Source organism: Collinsella aerofaciens, assembly GCF_040926185.1.
In the GTDB taxonomy this organism is placed as follows: Bacteria; Actinomycetota; Coriobacteriia; order Coriobacteriales; family Coriobacteriaceae; genus Collinsella; species Collinsella aerofaciens_BC.
The window spans coordinates 94,030-109,149 of the sequence record NZ_JBCOIQ010000003.1 but is presented as its reverse complement, the minus strand read 5'-3'; the positions used below and the strand labels follow the sequence as shown (position 1 = coordinate 109,149).

Sequence of the window (15,120 nt, the reverse complement as noted above, 5' to 3'; positions counted from 1 at the left end):
ATGCCGTGATCTGCCCGCATTGCCTTAAGACTATCGAGGACGGCGCCTCGTTCTGCCCCTACTGCAACGCCTATGTGGGTCCGGGCGATGGCCCCGAGCACACCGAGTTCGTGTTCTGCGAGGGCTGCGGTGCCCGTCTTTCTCCGCACGATCGTACGTGTCCCAAATGCGGACGCCCCGCTCCGGGTATCCTCTCCGAGGACGCGGCCGCATCCGACCTGGCAGCGGGCCGCACGGCGGGCTTTCCGCGCCTAACGCAAGAGCAGATCGATACCGAGGTGCCTCATGCGCCCGCCTCGGCTGCCGCGGTTCTTTCGGACGCCGCCGATCCTAACGAGACCTGCGTGCTGCCGGCTTTCGATAAGGATTTCGGTATCCCCAAGGTCGATATTCCCACGCCCGTTTCCCTGCACGACGATGCTCAAAAACCCAAGCGCAAAGTGCATCCCGACGAGGACGCCTATCACAAGCACAAGCGTCATATCCCCAAGCCGCTCATCGTCATCGCGGTACTTGCCGTCGTTTGCGGCGGTGCCTATTGGTTCGTGACGACCGATCCCATGGGTGTCATGCCTGGCTTCTACGACCAGTTTGGCCAAGCTGCACAAACCACCTTCCCCACGCGCCAAAAGGGCGAGGCGACTGAGGACGATACCAAGCAAGACGATTCTGCCGAGGTGGTCCAGGAAGAAACCGTGCTGACCGATGATCAGCTCTATACCAGGCTCGACGGTCTGTATCAGACCATCGTGTCCTACGGTGACGAGGACCAGATCGGCGAGGTCATCGATTCCTTTAACAACGGCTATCTCCGAACGCCGCTGTCCACCCGTCAGGAGCTGTCGCAGAGTGCTTACGCCCTGCGCGACCAGATTAAAAAGACGCAAGATGAGCTCAGCAACCTTAAGTACCAGGACGATACGGTCTATGCGGACGACATTGCCCACTTAAAGCAGCTTGCCGAGTGGATGTATGAGCGCGTCGACGTGATCTGCCAGAGTTGGGACATCTCGCTGGCCATTCCCGATGGCGAGTCGATGAGTTCTCACCAAAGCGAGATCCTGGCGCCCATCGCTCAGGGTGGCAACAGCGCGCTTAATCAGTACGACGCCAACGTGGGCTCCTGGAAGCCGCAGCAGCGTTCCTAAAATTAGTTCGCCATAGTCGGCATAACCTACGTGCGCAATTGATGTAAGCGCATGCTTATTGCTACAATTCGTACAAATATGCTTTAAACGCACGAGGAAGGAACCACATGTTTGGTTTTAAGAAAGAGCTCTACACGCCCGAGTATCAGCTTGCCGGCGACGAGTGCGCCGTTATCGAGACGTCGAAGGGTACCATCAAGGTCAAGTTTGACGGCGAGGGCGCTCCCATTCATGTCGCGAACTTCTGCGAGCTTTCTACGATGGGCTTCTATGATGGCCTTAAGTTCCATCGCTATGTGCCCGGTTTTGTTATCCAAGGTGGCGACCCCAATACCCGCGATATGTCCGGCGCCGACGTCGCTGCCGGTCTTGAGGGCCCCGACGGCATGCCCGGTACCGGTGGTCCCGGCTACTGCATCAAGGGCGAGTTTGCCACCAATCCGCGCAACAGCCATGTCGATGGTGCCCTTGCCATGGCACGCTCCATGGACCCCGATTCCGCGGGTTCGCAGTTCTACTTCTGCCTGGGCGCCCAGCATAACCTCGATTCCGGTTACACCGTCTTTGGTACCACGGTCGAGGGTCTCGATGTGATTTCGCAGCTGCGTGCCGGCGACGAGATCGTCCATGTCGAGATCGTTCACGAGTAAAGGGGACTTCCTTGAATAGCCAGCTGATCCAACAGGGCCGCGCCGCTTACCGCGCGGGTGATTTTTCCGCTGCAGCCCAGATGCTTGGGGCGGCAAAGACTCCCGATGAGATTATGGGCGAGGCCGATCACCTTCGTGGCAACGCCTTGATGCACCTGGGCATGTATGTCGAGGCCGCCGAGGCCTATGCCGCCGCCCTCAACGACGGCACTTATGGCAAGCGCGGCGCGCTGCTCACCAACCGCGGCAAGGCGCTCGCCGCCGTGGGCGACTACACGACGGCCGCCCAGGCGTTTTCTGCCGCTACGCAGGATGCTTCCTATGCCACGCCGTTCAAGGCCTATCTGGGCCTGGGTAACGCGCTGTTCCAGTCGGGCGACTATGCCAACGCGGGTACTGCCTTCCGTCAGGCTGCCATCGACGGCGCCAATCCGGCTCCTGCCGCCGCGCTCGGCGAGCTCGGTCGTTGCTTCATTAAGCTTGGCCGTCCGGCGGATGCCGTGGAGACCTACCGCACGGCTATCGACTTTGCCGGCCCCCGCGACGACACGCGTGCGCTCAACGCCGGCATGGGTCAGGCACTTTCTGCCGCCGGCCGCCCCTCCGACGCACTCGACGCCTTTAACGCCGCTACTGCCGATGGCATCTACCAGCTCACCTCCGAGCAGGCCGATGAGCTTGCCCGCGTGCATGATTCGCTTGCCGCGCTGTCTGCCCAGACGGCTATGGCCACGGCTCCGGCGCCCGCGATGGACGCTCCTGCCGTCGATCCGCTCGATCCTACGGGCGCGACCGGTCAGTTTATGCCCGATCCCTCGGACACCGGCTTCTTTACGCTGTCCGAGTCCGAGATGGTCCAGCAGGACCGTCAGGATCGTAAGCAGGCCAAGGTCCGTCGTCGCCATCGCCACACGGGTCTCAAGGTCTTCATCGTGCTGCTTCTGCTCATTTTGATTGCTGCGGGCGGTCTGGGCTTTGCCTACACGCGCGGCTTTGGCTTCCCCTCGCAGGAGTCGGTTATCACCGATCTGTTCCAGGCTGCCGGCGACGGTGACACCGCAAAGGCCGAGTCTTGCCTGGCCTCGAGCCTGTCCGAGGACGCCAAGTCGATGATCATCTCCTCGATTCCGCAGGGCGCCACCGTGTCCGTCGAGGGCATGGATCAGTCCATGACCGAGACGACCGCTAAGGTGAAGGCATCGCTGTCCAAGGGCGGCGAGCAGGAGTACACCGTCAAATTCGTGCGCTCCGACAATCATATCGGCTGGGCCGTTTCCTCGCTCGATATGGATTTCTCGGCTGCTGACAACCAGTAGTGACCTTATGGGATTTAGCTTTGCCCGGCGCTTCACCGCAAGTGAGGTGCCGGGCTTGCGCTAGTATCATGAGCTAGTAGTTTTCCAGCAATCATCCAACACATCAGGAGTTGCGTTGTTTTCTTTGATGGATATGTTCTTCGGTAGCTATGCGGGCGATCTTGCCATCGACCTCGGCACCGCAAATACGCTTGTCTCCGTGCGCGGCAAGGGCATCGTCATTCGCGAGCCCTCTGTCGTCGCCATCGACAAGAACGACGAGCGCATCCTGGCGGTCGGTATCGAGGCAAAGCGCATGCTCGGCCGTACGCCCGGCAACATCGTGGCCGTTCGTCCCCTGAAGGACGGCGTCATCGCTGACTTCGATGTTACCGAGGCTATGCTTCGCTACTTTATCGACAAGGCGTCCGAGAAGCGCTATCCGTGGACCCCGCGTCCGCGCGTTGTCGTCTGCGTTCCCTCCGGCGTCACGTCGGTCGAGAAGCGTGCTGTCTTTGAGGCCACGATCCAGGCTGGCGCTCGCCAGGCCTACCTGATCGAGGAGCCCATGGCCGCCGCTATCGGCGCCGATCTGCCCGTCGAGGAACCCACCGGCTCCATGGTCATCGACATCGGCGGCGGTACCACCGAGGTTGCCGTTATTGCTATGGGCGGCATCGTCGTCTCGCAGTCCATCCGTATTGCCGGCGACGAGTTCGATCAGGCTATCCTCACGCACGTTCGAGATGCCTACAACCTGGCCATCGGCGAGCGTACGGCAGAGGACATCAAGATCAAGGTCGGTTCCGCCGTGCCGCTCAAGGACGAGCTCGACGTTGAGGTCAACGGCCGCGACGTGATCACCGGTCTGCCCAAGACCGTACGCATCGAGAGCGAGGAGATTCGTCGCGCACTCAACAAGCCGCTCGACGAGATGGCCAAGGCCGTCAAGGACGCACTCGATGCCACGCCGCCCGATCTTGCCTCGGACCTTATGTACTACGGCATTTTGCTGACTGGTGGCGGCGCGCTGCTGCGCGGTCTCGACGTGCGCCTGCGCGATGAGACCGGTGTTTCGGTCAACGTCAGCCCCACGGCGCTCGATAACGTCGTTAACGGCTGTGCCCGCGTGCTCGAGGCCAATGCGTTTGATGGCGGCTTCGTCCAGACCAATGCTTAATTTCCAAAAGGTGGATTCCATTTGGCACGATCTTCGGGTTTCTCCACAAATCTGAATACCAAGCGACAATCAACGGGTATGCGCCCGTTGATTGTTTTCAGCCTGATTTCGGTGTTGCTGCTCACGTTTTACATCCGCGAGGGCGAGGCAGGACCGATTCATGCCGTGCGTTCGGGCGTAACGACGATTACCTCGCCGGTGCGCTTTGTGGGCTCGGCTGTGGCGGCTCCCTTCAATGCGATCGGCAACGTGTTCTCTAACCTTACGGCGTCGCAGGACACGCTCGACGAGCTTAAGAAGCAAAACGAGGAACTGACCTCTAAGGTTGCTGAGCTCTCCGAGGCTCAAAAGACCGCCGAGCGTCTGGAGGGGCTGGTCGGCCTGCAGTCGACCTACAACCTCAAGTCCACTGCAGCTCGTATCGTCGGCGCTTCGGGCGATGCCTGGACCTCGACCGTCACCATCGATAAGGGTTCTGCCGACGGGCTTACCATCAACATGCCCGTGACGAGTTCTGCCGGTGTCATAGGCCAGATTATCGAGGTCTCGGCCAAGACGTCCACCGTGCGCCTGATTGGCGATGAGAACTCGGGCGTGTCCGCCATGGTGCAGGATACGCGCGCCCAGGGCATGCTGCAGGGTCAGGCTGACGGCACGCTGCGTCTTGAGTACGTGAGCGTCGATTCCGACGTTAAGGTTGGCGACATCATCGTGACCTCGGGCATTGGCGGTGTGTTCCCCAAGGGTCTTCCGCTTGGCACCGTCTCGTCGGTTGAGAAATCGGCAAACGACGTGTACTACACCATTGTGGTGCGCGCCCAGACCACGGCCGAGAACAACGAGGAAGTGCTGGTCATCACCTCGCTGACCGACGAACAGTCGGCTTCGGATGAGGACGTGAGCACGGCCAACAGCACGCCGCAGGGAACGTCGCGCGACGCTGCGACCAAGACGAAGGACGAGAGTTCGGATGACGGTTCCGACACGTCCGAGACGACCGATTCTGGCTCGAGCGAATAGGGGGCATGTCCATGGATCTACACGAGCAGGGGATGAGCTCCCGCACGTTTGTGATCGCCGCCATCGTGTGCGTGCTGCTGCAGGCAGGCCTGGCACCGCAGATCTCCATTGCTGGCGGTCGCGTCAACTTCATGATTATCCTGGTGTGCCTAAGCGTGTTCTCGGGCGACCCGACCCGTGCCGTCGTGTGCGGTTTTTGCAGCGGCTTGTTCTATGACCTGTCCGCTGCCGTGCCGGTGGGCGTTATGTCGCTCCTGCTGACCGTGGGTTCTTTTGCCCTGGTGCACAGCGCCGTCGGTCAGACGGGCGGTACCCCGAGTGCGCGTGGCATCACGGTGGGTGCCTTTGCGCTCGTCATTAATGTGATCTACAGCATCATCTTGCTGTTTATGGGTTTGGAGACGAGCTTTGTCGTTGCGATCTTCGGCCATGCGCTGCCGTCTTCGATCCTGACGGGTCTGGTTGCCATTCCGTTTTTGATGTCCGGCGTCGTGCCGCAGTCCGGCTATGGATTCTCCGCGCGTGGCGGACGCCAGACGGGTATGCGCTTTAAGCCCAAGACCCGCAAGCTCAAATAGGGGAGGCCCGTAGATGTCTTCCCAGTTGACGGTTATTATCGCCGGTATCGTGCTGGTTGTGGCCATCGTGGTCGCGCTGGTCATCATGCGTCGCGGCGATTCCCGTTTTACCTACGATACGCAGCATGGAACGGCCCCGCGCGCCACCGAGGGCGAGGGCAATACCGCGGCGACCGCCTTTAAGGGCCGTTTTTCCATCCTCACCACGGGTGTGGGCGCGATGTTTGCGGCGCTTGCCGTCAAGCTGTGGGGCATGCAGATGGTCTCGTCGGGCTATTACGAGAAGCAGGCCAATAGCAATCAGACTCGCACTGTTACCACTCCTGCTGTGCGCGGCCGCATCCTCGACCGCAATGGCGTGGCGCTTGTCCAGAACCGTCCCTCACTTGCTGTCGTGGCCTACCGCGACCTTGCCGAGGATGAGGTTCTGGTTCGCCATCTTGCCAACGTGCTCGGTATGCCCTACGTGGCGGTTCTGCGCAATATCCAGGACAACTCCGAGGGCGCCCAGAGCCTGCACACCATCGCGACGGACGTGCGCCGCTCCACGGTTGCCTATATCAAGGAGCACGCCGGCGAGTTCCCGGGCGTCAAGATTGCCGAGCGTACCGAGCGCCAGTATCCATATGGCGAGACGGCCTGTCACATCTTGGGCTATACCGGCACCATTACCTCCGAGCAGCTCGAGGCCCAGAATAAGAAAACCTCTGGCGATGATGATGCTTCTGCTGGCCGGATTACGTACCAGTCGGGCGATATCGTGGGCCAGGCGGGTGTTGAGAGCTACTACGAAAACCTGCTGCAGGGTATTCGTGGCGAGCAGACCGTCAAGGTCGATGCCTCGGGCAATGTGACCGGTCAGGCCGGCGCCGTGCCCGCCAAGGCCGGCTCCGACATTAAACTCACGCTCGACCTTAAGATCCAACAGGCCTGTGAGACGGCGCTGGCGAGCGCCATCGAGCTTGCCAAGACCACTGGCTACAGCAATGCCGGCAACGGTGCTGTGGTGTGTCTCGATCCCAACAATGGCGAGATCCTGGGCATGGCGAGCGAGCCCAAGTTCGATCCTTCCGTCTTTATCGGCGGCGTCTCAAATGACGTGTGGACCGAGCTCAATGATGACAAGGGTTCGCACCCGCTGCTCAACCGCGCCATTAGCGGACAGTACATGTCGGCCTCGACCATCAAGCCGCTCTCGGCACTGGCCGGTCTTGAGTTTGGAACCTACACGTCGGGGCAGACGACCAACTGCACGGGCTATTGGACGGGTCTGGGCAAGTCGTGGGGCAAGTACTGCTGGCTGCATTCCGGCCACGGCACCATGACGCTGCAGTCGGGTATCGCCAACTCGTGCGACCCCGTCTTCTACGACATGGGCAAGGCGTTCTTTTATGACGAGCAACATTCCGAGGGTCTGCAGGAGGTCTTTCGTCGCTGGGGCCTAGGCAAGACCTGCGGTATCGATCTGCCGAATGAGGGCGCGGGCCGTATTCCCGATGCCGAGTGGAAAGAGTCGTACTTCACCGACGCCTCTGCCGAGGACCGCAAGTGGAATGCCGGCGATATGACCAACATTGCCATCGGCCAGGGCGACATCCTGGTGACGCCCCTGCAGATGGCGTGCGCCTATATGGGTCTTGCCAACGGCGGTAAACAGTACGTGCCTCACGTGTTTTTATCTGCCGTGTCGCGCGATGGCGACGGCGATGCCTATAAGTACAACGGCAAGGGCAAGAAGAAGCGCCTGGAGGCCAAGATCAACAGCGATTCGGATTTGGCTCTAGTTCGCAACGGCATGCACGACGTGATTTACACGGCATCGACGTCCCTGGCGGCGCACTTTGGCACCCTGACGCCGCAGGTTTACGGCAAGTCGGGCACGGGCGAGAAAAGCGGCGAGGACGAATACGCGTGGTTCTGCGCCTATGCACCGGCCGATGATCCCAAGTATGTCATCGCTACTGTCCTGGAGCAGGGCGGCGGTGGTTCGGATACCGCGATGCATATCGTGCGCGACGTGCTCGGCGTGATTTATGACGAGCCCGATACCTCTTCGGCCTCGGGCGATTCTTCGGTTCGATAGGAGGTTGCGATGGATTTTTCTCCGGCGGATCTGTTCCGTTCAACCAAGACCGGCTCTCGCAGCAGCCTGGACCGCGTCAACAAGCAACTTTCGGCCTCGCGCGGCACGTTTCGTCAAAAGGTGCATATCGGTGTGCTCGTGGCTACAGTGGCGCTCGTCGCCTACGGTGCCATCATTATCTGGTCGGCTTCGCAGTTTAAGGCTGATGCCTCGTTCTCACGCCATCTGCTGGGAATTGGCATCGGGGCGGTGCTGGCGGTGCTGGTCTGGCGTACCGACCTGCGCGGTATTTCCAATTTCTCGACGGCGTTGCTCGTCATCGACCTGATCGTGATCTTCTCGCCCAAGATTCCGGGTCTGTCCTATACGGGCGGTCTGGGCATGACGGGCTGGATCAAGATTCCCGGTATCGGCTTGACATTCCAGCCCGTTGAGCTTGCCAAGCTTATCACCATCTTCTTTATCGCCACGCTTGGCTCGCAGTATAACGGTCGCATCGATACCGTTCGCGACTACGTCAAGCTCTGCGGCATGCTGTCCATTCCGTTTTTGGCCGTCGTTGCCATGGGCGACCTGGGCTCGGGCCTTGTCGTGCTGGTTTCGGGCGCCATCGTCATTTGTATGAGCGGTGCACGCCGCGAATGGGTGCTGTCGACTCTTGCCCTGCTCGTGGGCCTGGTGGCCCTCGTCCTGGCGCTCGATTCGGTCTTTGATTCGTTGCTCGGCCACGATGTGCTCATCAAGCAGTATCAGATGAACCGTCTGACGGTCTTTATCGACCCCGATAATGCCGATTCGGACGATGCCTACAACCTTCAGCAGTCGCTTATCGCCGTTGGCTCGGGCGGCTTCTTTGGTAAGGGTTTGGGCCATGCGACGCAGTCGGCCGGCGGCTTTCTGCCTGAGTTCCACACCGACTTCGTCTTCGCCTTTCTGTCCGAGACCTTTGGCTTTTGTGGTTCCTTTTTGCTCCTGTGCCTCTACGTGCTGCTGATCTTTTCGACGATTCGCGTCGCCTTTAAGTGCGAGTCGCTGTTTTTGCGTCTTTCGTGTGTGGGCATCGTTGGCATGTGGGCGTTTCAGACTTTCGAAAACATCGGCATGTGCATCGGTATGATGCCGATTACCGGTATTCCGCTCCCGTTTATTAGCTTCGGTTCGTCTTCGATGATGATTCAGCTGCTGACGGTGGGTATCGTACAATCCATATGGCGGCATCGTTCGGGCGCCGCGTAACCGCTGGAGGGGTTTGCCATGAAAATTCCCGTAGATAAGCTGACCCGCGCTTTTAAGATGGGCGCGTCCGTTAAGAAGGAATCCGATACGCCGGTGCGCGTCTCGGTCTATCTGGATTCGTCCGCCTCGCGCTTTCTTGCCGAGACGGTGCGTGACGCCTTTGTGCCGCAGACGACCTCGGGCATTGTGCGCGTCGAGCGTCTGGGGGAGGAGCGAATTGCTCCAAAGACCGATACCGATGTGGTGCTGGTGCTCTCGTGCGGCTCCGACCGCTTGGAGAGTGCCGTGCAGGAGCTCGTGATCGCTGGCGCGCCCGTGTGCGTGCTTGCCGAGTCTGCTGTGGAGGTGCCGTTTATCGAGGAGTCCACGCCCATGCTCGGCGTGGTGGCGGCAACCGATAAGACGTTTCTGCTCGAGACGCTTGCCCGCTGGATTCTCGATCGCACCGACAAGGAAACGGCTTTTGCGGCGAACTTTGCCTTTATGCGCATCGCGGCGGCCAATCGTATCATCACCTCGTGCGCGCTCACCAATATGGCGACCGGTGCGCTGGTGTTTTTGCCGGGCGCCGATTATCCCGTTATGGCGCTGGCGCAGGTGGGCATGCTCTTTGAGCTCGCTGCCGTCTTTGGACGCGGCATTAAGCCTGAGCGCGGCTATGAGGTCGCGGGCGTGCTTGCCGGCGGTCTTGTGATCCGCGCGGTCACCCGCGCACTCGTCAAGCAGACGCCGCATATTGGGTTTGCCGTCAAGGCGCTCACTGCTGCCGCGGGCACCTATGGCATGGGCCGTGCGCTCGTTTCGCTCTACGAGCGCGATGTCGACTACAGCCGTGCCAACGAGGTAGTCACTGCCACGTTCTCCCGCGTTCGCGATTTGGTGACCACGGTCGCGGGCGCTACCCGTCCTATGGCGTCCTACCAAGACGCATCCGATCTCGCTGCTTAGGGGTTTTCCGTTGCGCGTTCCGTATCAAGACTGCTTTCATTTAATTGAGCCGTTGCTCGCCAAGGTCGAGAAGCCGAGCCGCTATATCGATCACGAGTGGGGCACGCTTTCCAAGGCCGATGCCGACTACCGTTGCTGCCTGATCTATCCGGATGTGTACGAGGTCGGTCTGCCCAACCAGGGCATCGCCATCCTCTACAACATCCTTAACCAGGCCGAGGGCATCTCCTGCGAGCGCGGCTATGTGCCGTGGCCCGATATGGGTGACGTCATGCGCGAGGCGGGTATTCCGCTGCTCTCGCTCGAGGGTGCCGCGCCGGTCGCTTCGTTCGATATCGTCGGTCTGCATGTGCCGCACGAGATGGCGGTGACGAACTTCCTCGAGGCGCTCGACCTCGCTGGCATTCCGCTGTTAGCCGCCGACCGCACCGAGGACGACCCCATTATCATCGCCGGCGGCCCCTCGGTGTACAACCCCGAGCCGTACGCGGCCTTCTTCGATGTTATCCTCATCGGCGAGGGCGAGGAATCGCTGCTCGAGACCTGCCAGCTGCATCGCCGCCTGCGTGACGAAGGAGTCCCGCGCGCGCAGATTGTTGAGCAGCTCGCATCCATTGCCGGCAACTACGTGCCGTCGCTCTATGAGGTTCGTCACGACGAGCCCTGCTCGCCCCATGGCTACACCGTGCCGCGTGAGGGTAAGGATGCGCCGACCGTGGTCTACAAGCGCGTCGTCGAGGATTTCGGCGCCACGAATCCGCTGTCGCAGTCGTGCGTGCCCTATGCGCAGCTGGTCCACGACCGCCTGTCTATCGAGATCCTGCGCGGCTGCGCCCGCGGCTGTCGTTTTTGCCAGGCCGGCATGACGTATCGCCCGGTGCGCGAGCGCTCGGCCGACCAGATCGTCTCGTCGGTGATTCAGGGTCTGGAAAAGACCGGCTATGACGAGGTGTCGCTGACCTCGCTCTCCACGACCGACCACTCCTGCATTCGCGACGTGCTCGGCAGGCTCAACCATCGCCTGGAGGATACGGGTATTCGCGTGTCTATTCCGTCGCAGCGTCTGGATTCGTTTGGCGTGGATATGGCCGAATCGGTCGCCGGCGAAAAGAAGGGCGGCCTGACGTTCGCGCCCGAGGCCGGCAGCCAGCGCATGCGCGACATCATTAACAAGAACGTTACCGAGGAGGACCTGGACCGTGCGGCCAAGGCGGCCTTCGAGGCCGGTTGGAACCGCATGAAGCTCTACTTTATGATGGGTCTTCCCGGCGAGCGCGACGAGGATATCGTGGCCATCGCCAATCTGGCCGATCACGTGCTGGAACTCGGTCGTTCCGTGGTGCCCAAGGCTCGTCGCGGCTCGATCTCGGTGTCGATCTCGGTTTCGGTCTTTATCCCCAAGGCTGCCACGCCGTTCCAGTGGTGCCCGCAGCTCGACTACGACGACGTCAAGCGTCGCCAGAAGCTGCTTATCACGAGCGTTCGCAACCGTGCCGTCCGCGTGCATTACCACGATGCCGAGACCTCGCTCATCGAGGCCGCGCTGTCCCGCGCCGGTCGTGACATGACGCCCGTCATCATCGACGCTTGGCGCTCGGGCTCTCGCTTTGACGCCTGGGTAGAGCATTTCTCGCTCGATAACTGGAAGGAGGCTGCTGCCAAAAACGGCATCGACCTCAATGAGCTCGTGCACCTGCCCTACGAGTTGGACTGGCGCCTGCCGTGGGAGCACGTGAGCCCCGGCTGCACGCGCGGCTTCCTCAAGCGCGAGTACCGTCGCTCGCTCGAGGGCGTCACGACTCCCGACTGCACCCGCACGTCGTGCACCGGCTGCGGGATCTGCCCCACGCTCCACGCCAAGAATGTATTGATGGGTGATCGCGCATGAGTGAGCGCCTGACCGACAACCCCTCGCTCTTTAGACTTCGTGTTCGCTATGGCAAGCGCGATCGCCTTAAGTACCTGGGCCATCTCGAAGTAATCCATACCATTGAGCGCATCGTGCGCCGTGCGGGACTTCCCTATGCCGTCACGCAGGGCTTCTCTCCGCACATGCGCGTGGGCTTCTCTTCGGCGCTACCGGTGGGTACGTCGTCGACCTGCGAGTGGTATGACCTGTTTATGACCGAGTTCGTGGCGCTCGACGAGGCGTTTGGGCGCCTGGCTGCGGCGTCTCCGGCCGATCTGGCGCCCATTGAGGCGGCGTACATCGACGTGCGCACGCCGGCGTTGACGGCACAGCTCACGCGCCTGTCGTATCGCATCGACCTGCACTTGGATCCCGAGGCGCCCGTAAGCGCCGACGAGGTGCGTCGTGCGCTCGACACGCTGCGCGCGGACCATGGCATCGACTACGCGCGCGGAAAAAAGAGCAAGCGCTTGGATTTGGATCACACGCTCGTGGGCTATGAGCTCACGGCGGGGGAGCGCCCGGACCATTTGGTGCTCATGCTCGACACCCATGCCGACAACGAGGGCTCCATGCGTCCGGAAATTTTGCTTTCCGCTGCTGATGTTTTGTTGCAGGGCTTGACCCCGGGCGTGGATGCACCTATTGTTTCCACCGGTATGCAAGACCTCGTGACCATCTGCTCCTACGATGTCGAGCGTCAGAATCAAGCATGCGAGGACGACGAGGGCCGACTCGTCAGCCCCATACCTGTGCGAACTTGTGGATTTGCTCCACATACTCGTTGACGGGGGTATTTTCGCCTGCTACTATATTCGGCTGTTGCACTAACTGATGCATGAAGGGCAAGTAAACATGTACGCAATCGTTAACACGGGCGGCAAGCAGTACAAGGTCGCCACCGACGATGTCATCACCGTCGAGAAGATCGAGGGCAATGAGGGCGACAAGGTCACCCTGCCGGTTATCTTCCTCAACGATGGTAAGAAGATCGTCACCGATCCCGACAAGCTGGCCAAGGCCAAGGTTACCGCTCAGATCGTTGAGCAGTTCAAGGGCGAGAAGCAGCTGGTCTTCAAGTTCCACAAGCGCAAGCGCTATCGTCGTCTGAAGGGTCACCGTCAGCAGCTCACCAAGCTGAAGATCGTGAAGGTCCAGGCTACGTCCCGCGCCAAGAAGGCTGTCAAGGCAGAGGCCGAGGCTGTTGCCGAGGCTCCCGTCGCCGAGTAGATTACACTCGTAACGAAAGAGTAGGTATACACAATGGCACACAAAAAAGGACTCGGTTCCTCCCGTAATGGCCGTGACTCCCGCGGTCAGCGCCTTGGCACGAAGCGCTATGCCGGCCAGACGGTAACCACGGGCACGATTCTCGTCCGTCAGCACGGCACGCACATCCACCCGGGTGAGAACGTTGGCCGTGGTAAGGACGACACGCTGTTCGCGCTGGTCGACGGTACCGTTGAGTTCCACAAGGGTATCAAGCACAGGGTCAGCGTACGCCCGCTCGCGAACGCGTAATTCACCCTTCATAGAGCACATATGTGGGAGGCACTTGAGTTTTAGGATTCAAGGGTCTCCCTCTTTTTTGTAGGAGGCGATTCTGTTGTCACAGTTCACCGATATCAGCCGCATTAACGTGTGCGGCGGCGACGGCGGAGCCGGATGCATGTCGTTTAGGCGCGAGGCATTTGTCCCCAAGGGCGGCCCCGATGGCGGCGACGGCGGTCGTGGCGGCAATGTCGTCATCCAGGCCGATGCTCAGCTGTCTTCGCTGATCGATTACCGCTTTAAGCATCACTTCCGCGCCGAGCGCGGCACGCACGGGCAGGGTGCCCGTCGTAACGGTAAGAGCGGCGAGGACCTGATTCTCAAGGTCCCTATGGGTACCGTGGTGCGCGAGCTCGACCCCGAGACGCAGACCCCGATGTTCGAGATTGCCGACCTCGTTCACGATGGCGAGCGTGTTGTCGTGGCGCCCGGCGGTGCCGGCGGCCTGGGCAACACGCACTTTGTGACGTCGGTGCGCCGCGCTCCGGCCTTTGCCCAGCTCGGCGAGCCGGCCGAGGAGCACTGGATCGAGCTCGAGATGAAGCTTATGGCTGATGCCGCGCTCGTGGGCTTTCCCTCGGTGGGTAAGTCATCGCTCATTGCGCGCATGAGTGCCGCCCGCCCCAAGATCGCTGACTACCCGTTTACCACGCTCGTGCCGAACCTCGGCATGGTGCGTGCCGGCGAATATTCTTACGTCGTTGCCGACGTCCCCGGTCTCATCGAGGGCGCGAGCGAGGGCCGTGGCCTGGGTCACCAGTTCCTGCGCCACATTGAGCGTACGGCCCTAATCATGCATGTCGTCGACATGACGGGTGGTTTTGAGGATCGCGATCCGGTCGAGGACTATCGCATCATCAACCGCGAGCTCGAGCAGTATGGCGCCGAGCTTTCGGAGCGTCCGCAGATCGTCGTTGCCAACAAGTGTGATGCGCCGGGCACGGCCGACAAGATTGCCGACCTTAAGCGTGCGGCGCTCGACGATGGCCATATGTTCTTTGCCGTGTCTGCTGTTACGGGCGCCGGCCTCAACACGCTGATGCTTGCCGTGGGCGAGCAGGTGGCTAAGCTTCGCGCCGAGCTGGCGGTCTCTGATGAGCCGGTCGTTCTGCGCGACGATGAGTGGGAGCGTCGCCGCCTGCAGCGCGAGAAGCGTTTCCGCATTGTCCAGGAAGAGCCCGGTGCCTTCCGCGTGGTCGGTCGTGCCATCGAGCGCATGGTCATCCAGACCGACTGGGAAAACGAGGAAGCCGTCATTTACCTGCAGCATAAGTTTGCGCGTATGGGTGTTGACGACGCGCTCGAGAAGGCCGGTTGCCGTGCGGGCGACGAGGTCCGCATTTGCCAGCGCGCTTTTGACTTTGAGGGCGCCGAGGACTTCTCGGAGTACGAAGAGCTCGAGGATGCTGGCGAGGACGTTGCCGTCGAGGCCATTGACGTGGCCGATGCTGCGGATGAGGGCGTCGAGGTTGTCGATGCGGCGGATGCCGAGGACGATGCCGAGACCTCGGAGGGCGAGTAA

Annotated in this window: 14 protein-coding genes; all 14 read left to right on the top strand. The window is 61.0% G+C overall.

Annotated features, from left to right (window positions below):
• Positions 1-5: 5 nt before the first annotated feature.
• Positions 6-1,148: a zinc ribbon domain-containing protein gene (locus tag AB5750_RS02440; RefSeq protein ID WP_022094765.1), complete on the top strand. Its 1,143-nt coding sequence runs from the start codon at positions 6-8 to the stop codon at positions 1,146-1,148.
• Between the two features lie 107 nt (positions 1,149-1,255).
• Entirely contained in the window at positions 1,256-1,798 is a 543-nt protein-coding gene (locus AB5750_RS02435) for a peptidylprolyl isomerase (RefSeq protein ID WP_006236059.1), read from the top strand.
• A gap of 11 nt (positions 1,799-1,809) precedes the next feature.
• On the top strand, positions 1,810-3,114 hold the full coding sequence (locus AB5750_RS02430; RefSeq protein ID WP_368145414.1) for a tetratricopeptide repeat protein: 1,305 nt from the start codon (positions 1,810-1,812) through the stop codon (positions 3,112-3,114).
• 127 nt (positions 3,115-3,241) lie between these two features.
• Positions 3,242-4,273: a rod shape-determining protein gene (locus AB5750_RS02425; protein WP_006236061.1), complete on the top strand. Its 1,032-nt coding sequence runs from the start codon at positions 3,242-3,244 to the stop codon at positions 4,271-4,273.
• Between the two features lie 78 nt (positions 4,274-4,351).
• Entirely contained in the window at positions 4,352-5,293 is a 942-nt protein-coding gene (mreC, locus tag AB5750_RS02420) for a rod shape-determining protein MreC (RefSeq protein ID WP_117635285.1), read from the top strand.
• Between the two features lie 11 nt (positions 5,294-5,304).
• A complete protein-coding gene (locus AB5750_RS02415; protein ID WP_117745941.1) occupies positions 5,305-5,871 on the top strand; it encodes a rod shape-determining protein MreD in 567 nt (188 codons plus the stop codon).
• Positions 5,872-5,884: 13 nt separating this feature from the next.
• Entirely contained in the window at positions 5,885-7,954 is a 2,070-nt protein-coding gene (mrdA, locus tag AB5750_RS02410) for a penicillin-binding protein 2 (RefSeq protein ID WP_368145415.1), read from the top strand.
• 9 nt (positions 7,955-7,963) lie between these two features.
• Positions 7,964-9,190, top strand: a complete 1,227-nt coding sequence (locus AB5750_RS02405) for an FtsW/RodA/SpoVE family cell cycle protein (protein WP_022094759.1) — start codon at positions 7,964-7,966, stop codon at positions 9,188-9,190.
• Between the two features lie 18 nt (positions 9,191-9,208).
• Positions 9,209-10,138, top strand: a complete 930-nt coding sequence (locus AB5750_RS02400; protein ID WP_368145416.1) for a YcjF family protein — start codon at positions 9,209-9,211, stop codon at positions 10,136-10,138.
• 10 nt (positions 10,139-10,148) lie between these two features.
• Entirely contained in the window at positions 10,149-12,026 is a 1,878-nt protein-coding gene (locus AB5750_RS02395; RefSeq protein ID WP_368145417.1) for a TIGR03960 family B12-binding radical SAM protein, read from the top strand.
• Positions 12,023-12,835 (top strand): TIGR03936 family radical SAM-associated protein, encoded by an 813-nt coding sequence (locus AB5750_RS02390; protein WP_195234116.1) that lies wholly within the window; start codon positions 12,023-12,025, stop codon positions 12,833-12,835. Before AB5750_RS02395 ends, AB5750_RS02390 begins: the two co-directional genes overlap by 4 nt.
• A 67-nt stretch (positions 12,836-12,902) precedes the next feature.
• On the top strand, positions 12,903-13,277 hold the full coding sequence (rplU, locus tag AB5750_RS02385; RefSeq protein WP_035138585.1) for a 50S ribosomal protein L21: 375 nt from the start codon (positions 12,903-12,905) through the stop codon (positions 13,275-13,277).
• A 33-nt stretch (positions 13,278-13,310) separates the two neighbouring features.
• On the top strand, positions 13,311-13,568 hold the full coding sequence (gene rpmA / locus AB5750_RS02380; protein ID WP_006236075.1) for a 50S ribosomal protein L27: 258 nt from the start codon (positions 13,311-13,313) through the stop codon (positions 13,566-13,568).
• 85 nt (positions 13,569-13,653) lie between these two features.
• Positions 13,654-15,120 (top strand): GTPase ObgE, encoded by a 1,467-nt coding sequence (gene obgE / locus AB5750_RS02375; RefSeq protein ID WP_368145418.1) that lies wholly within the window; start codon positions 13,654-13,656, stop codon positions 15,118-15,120.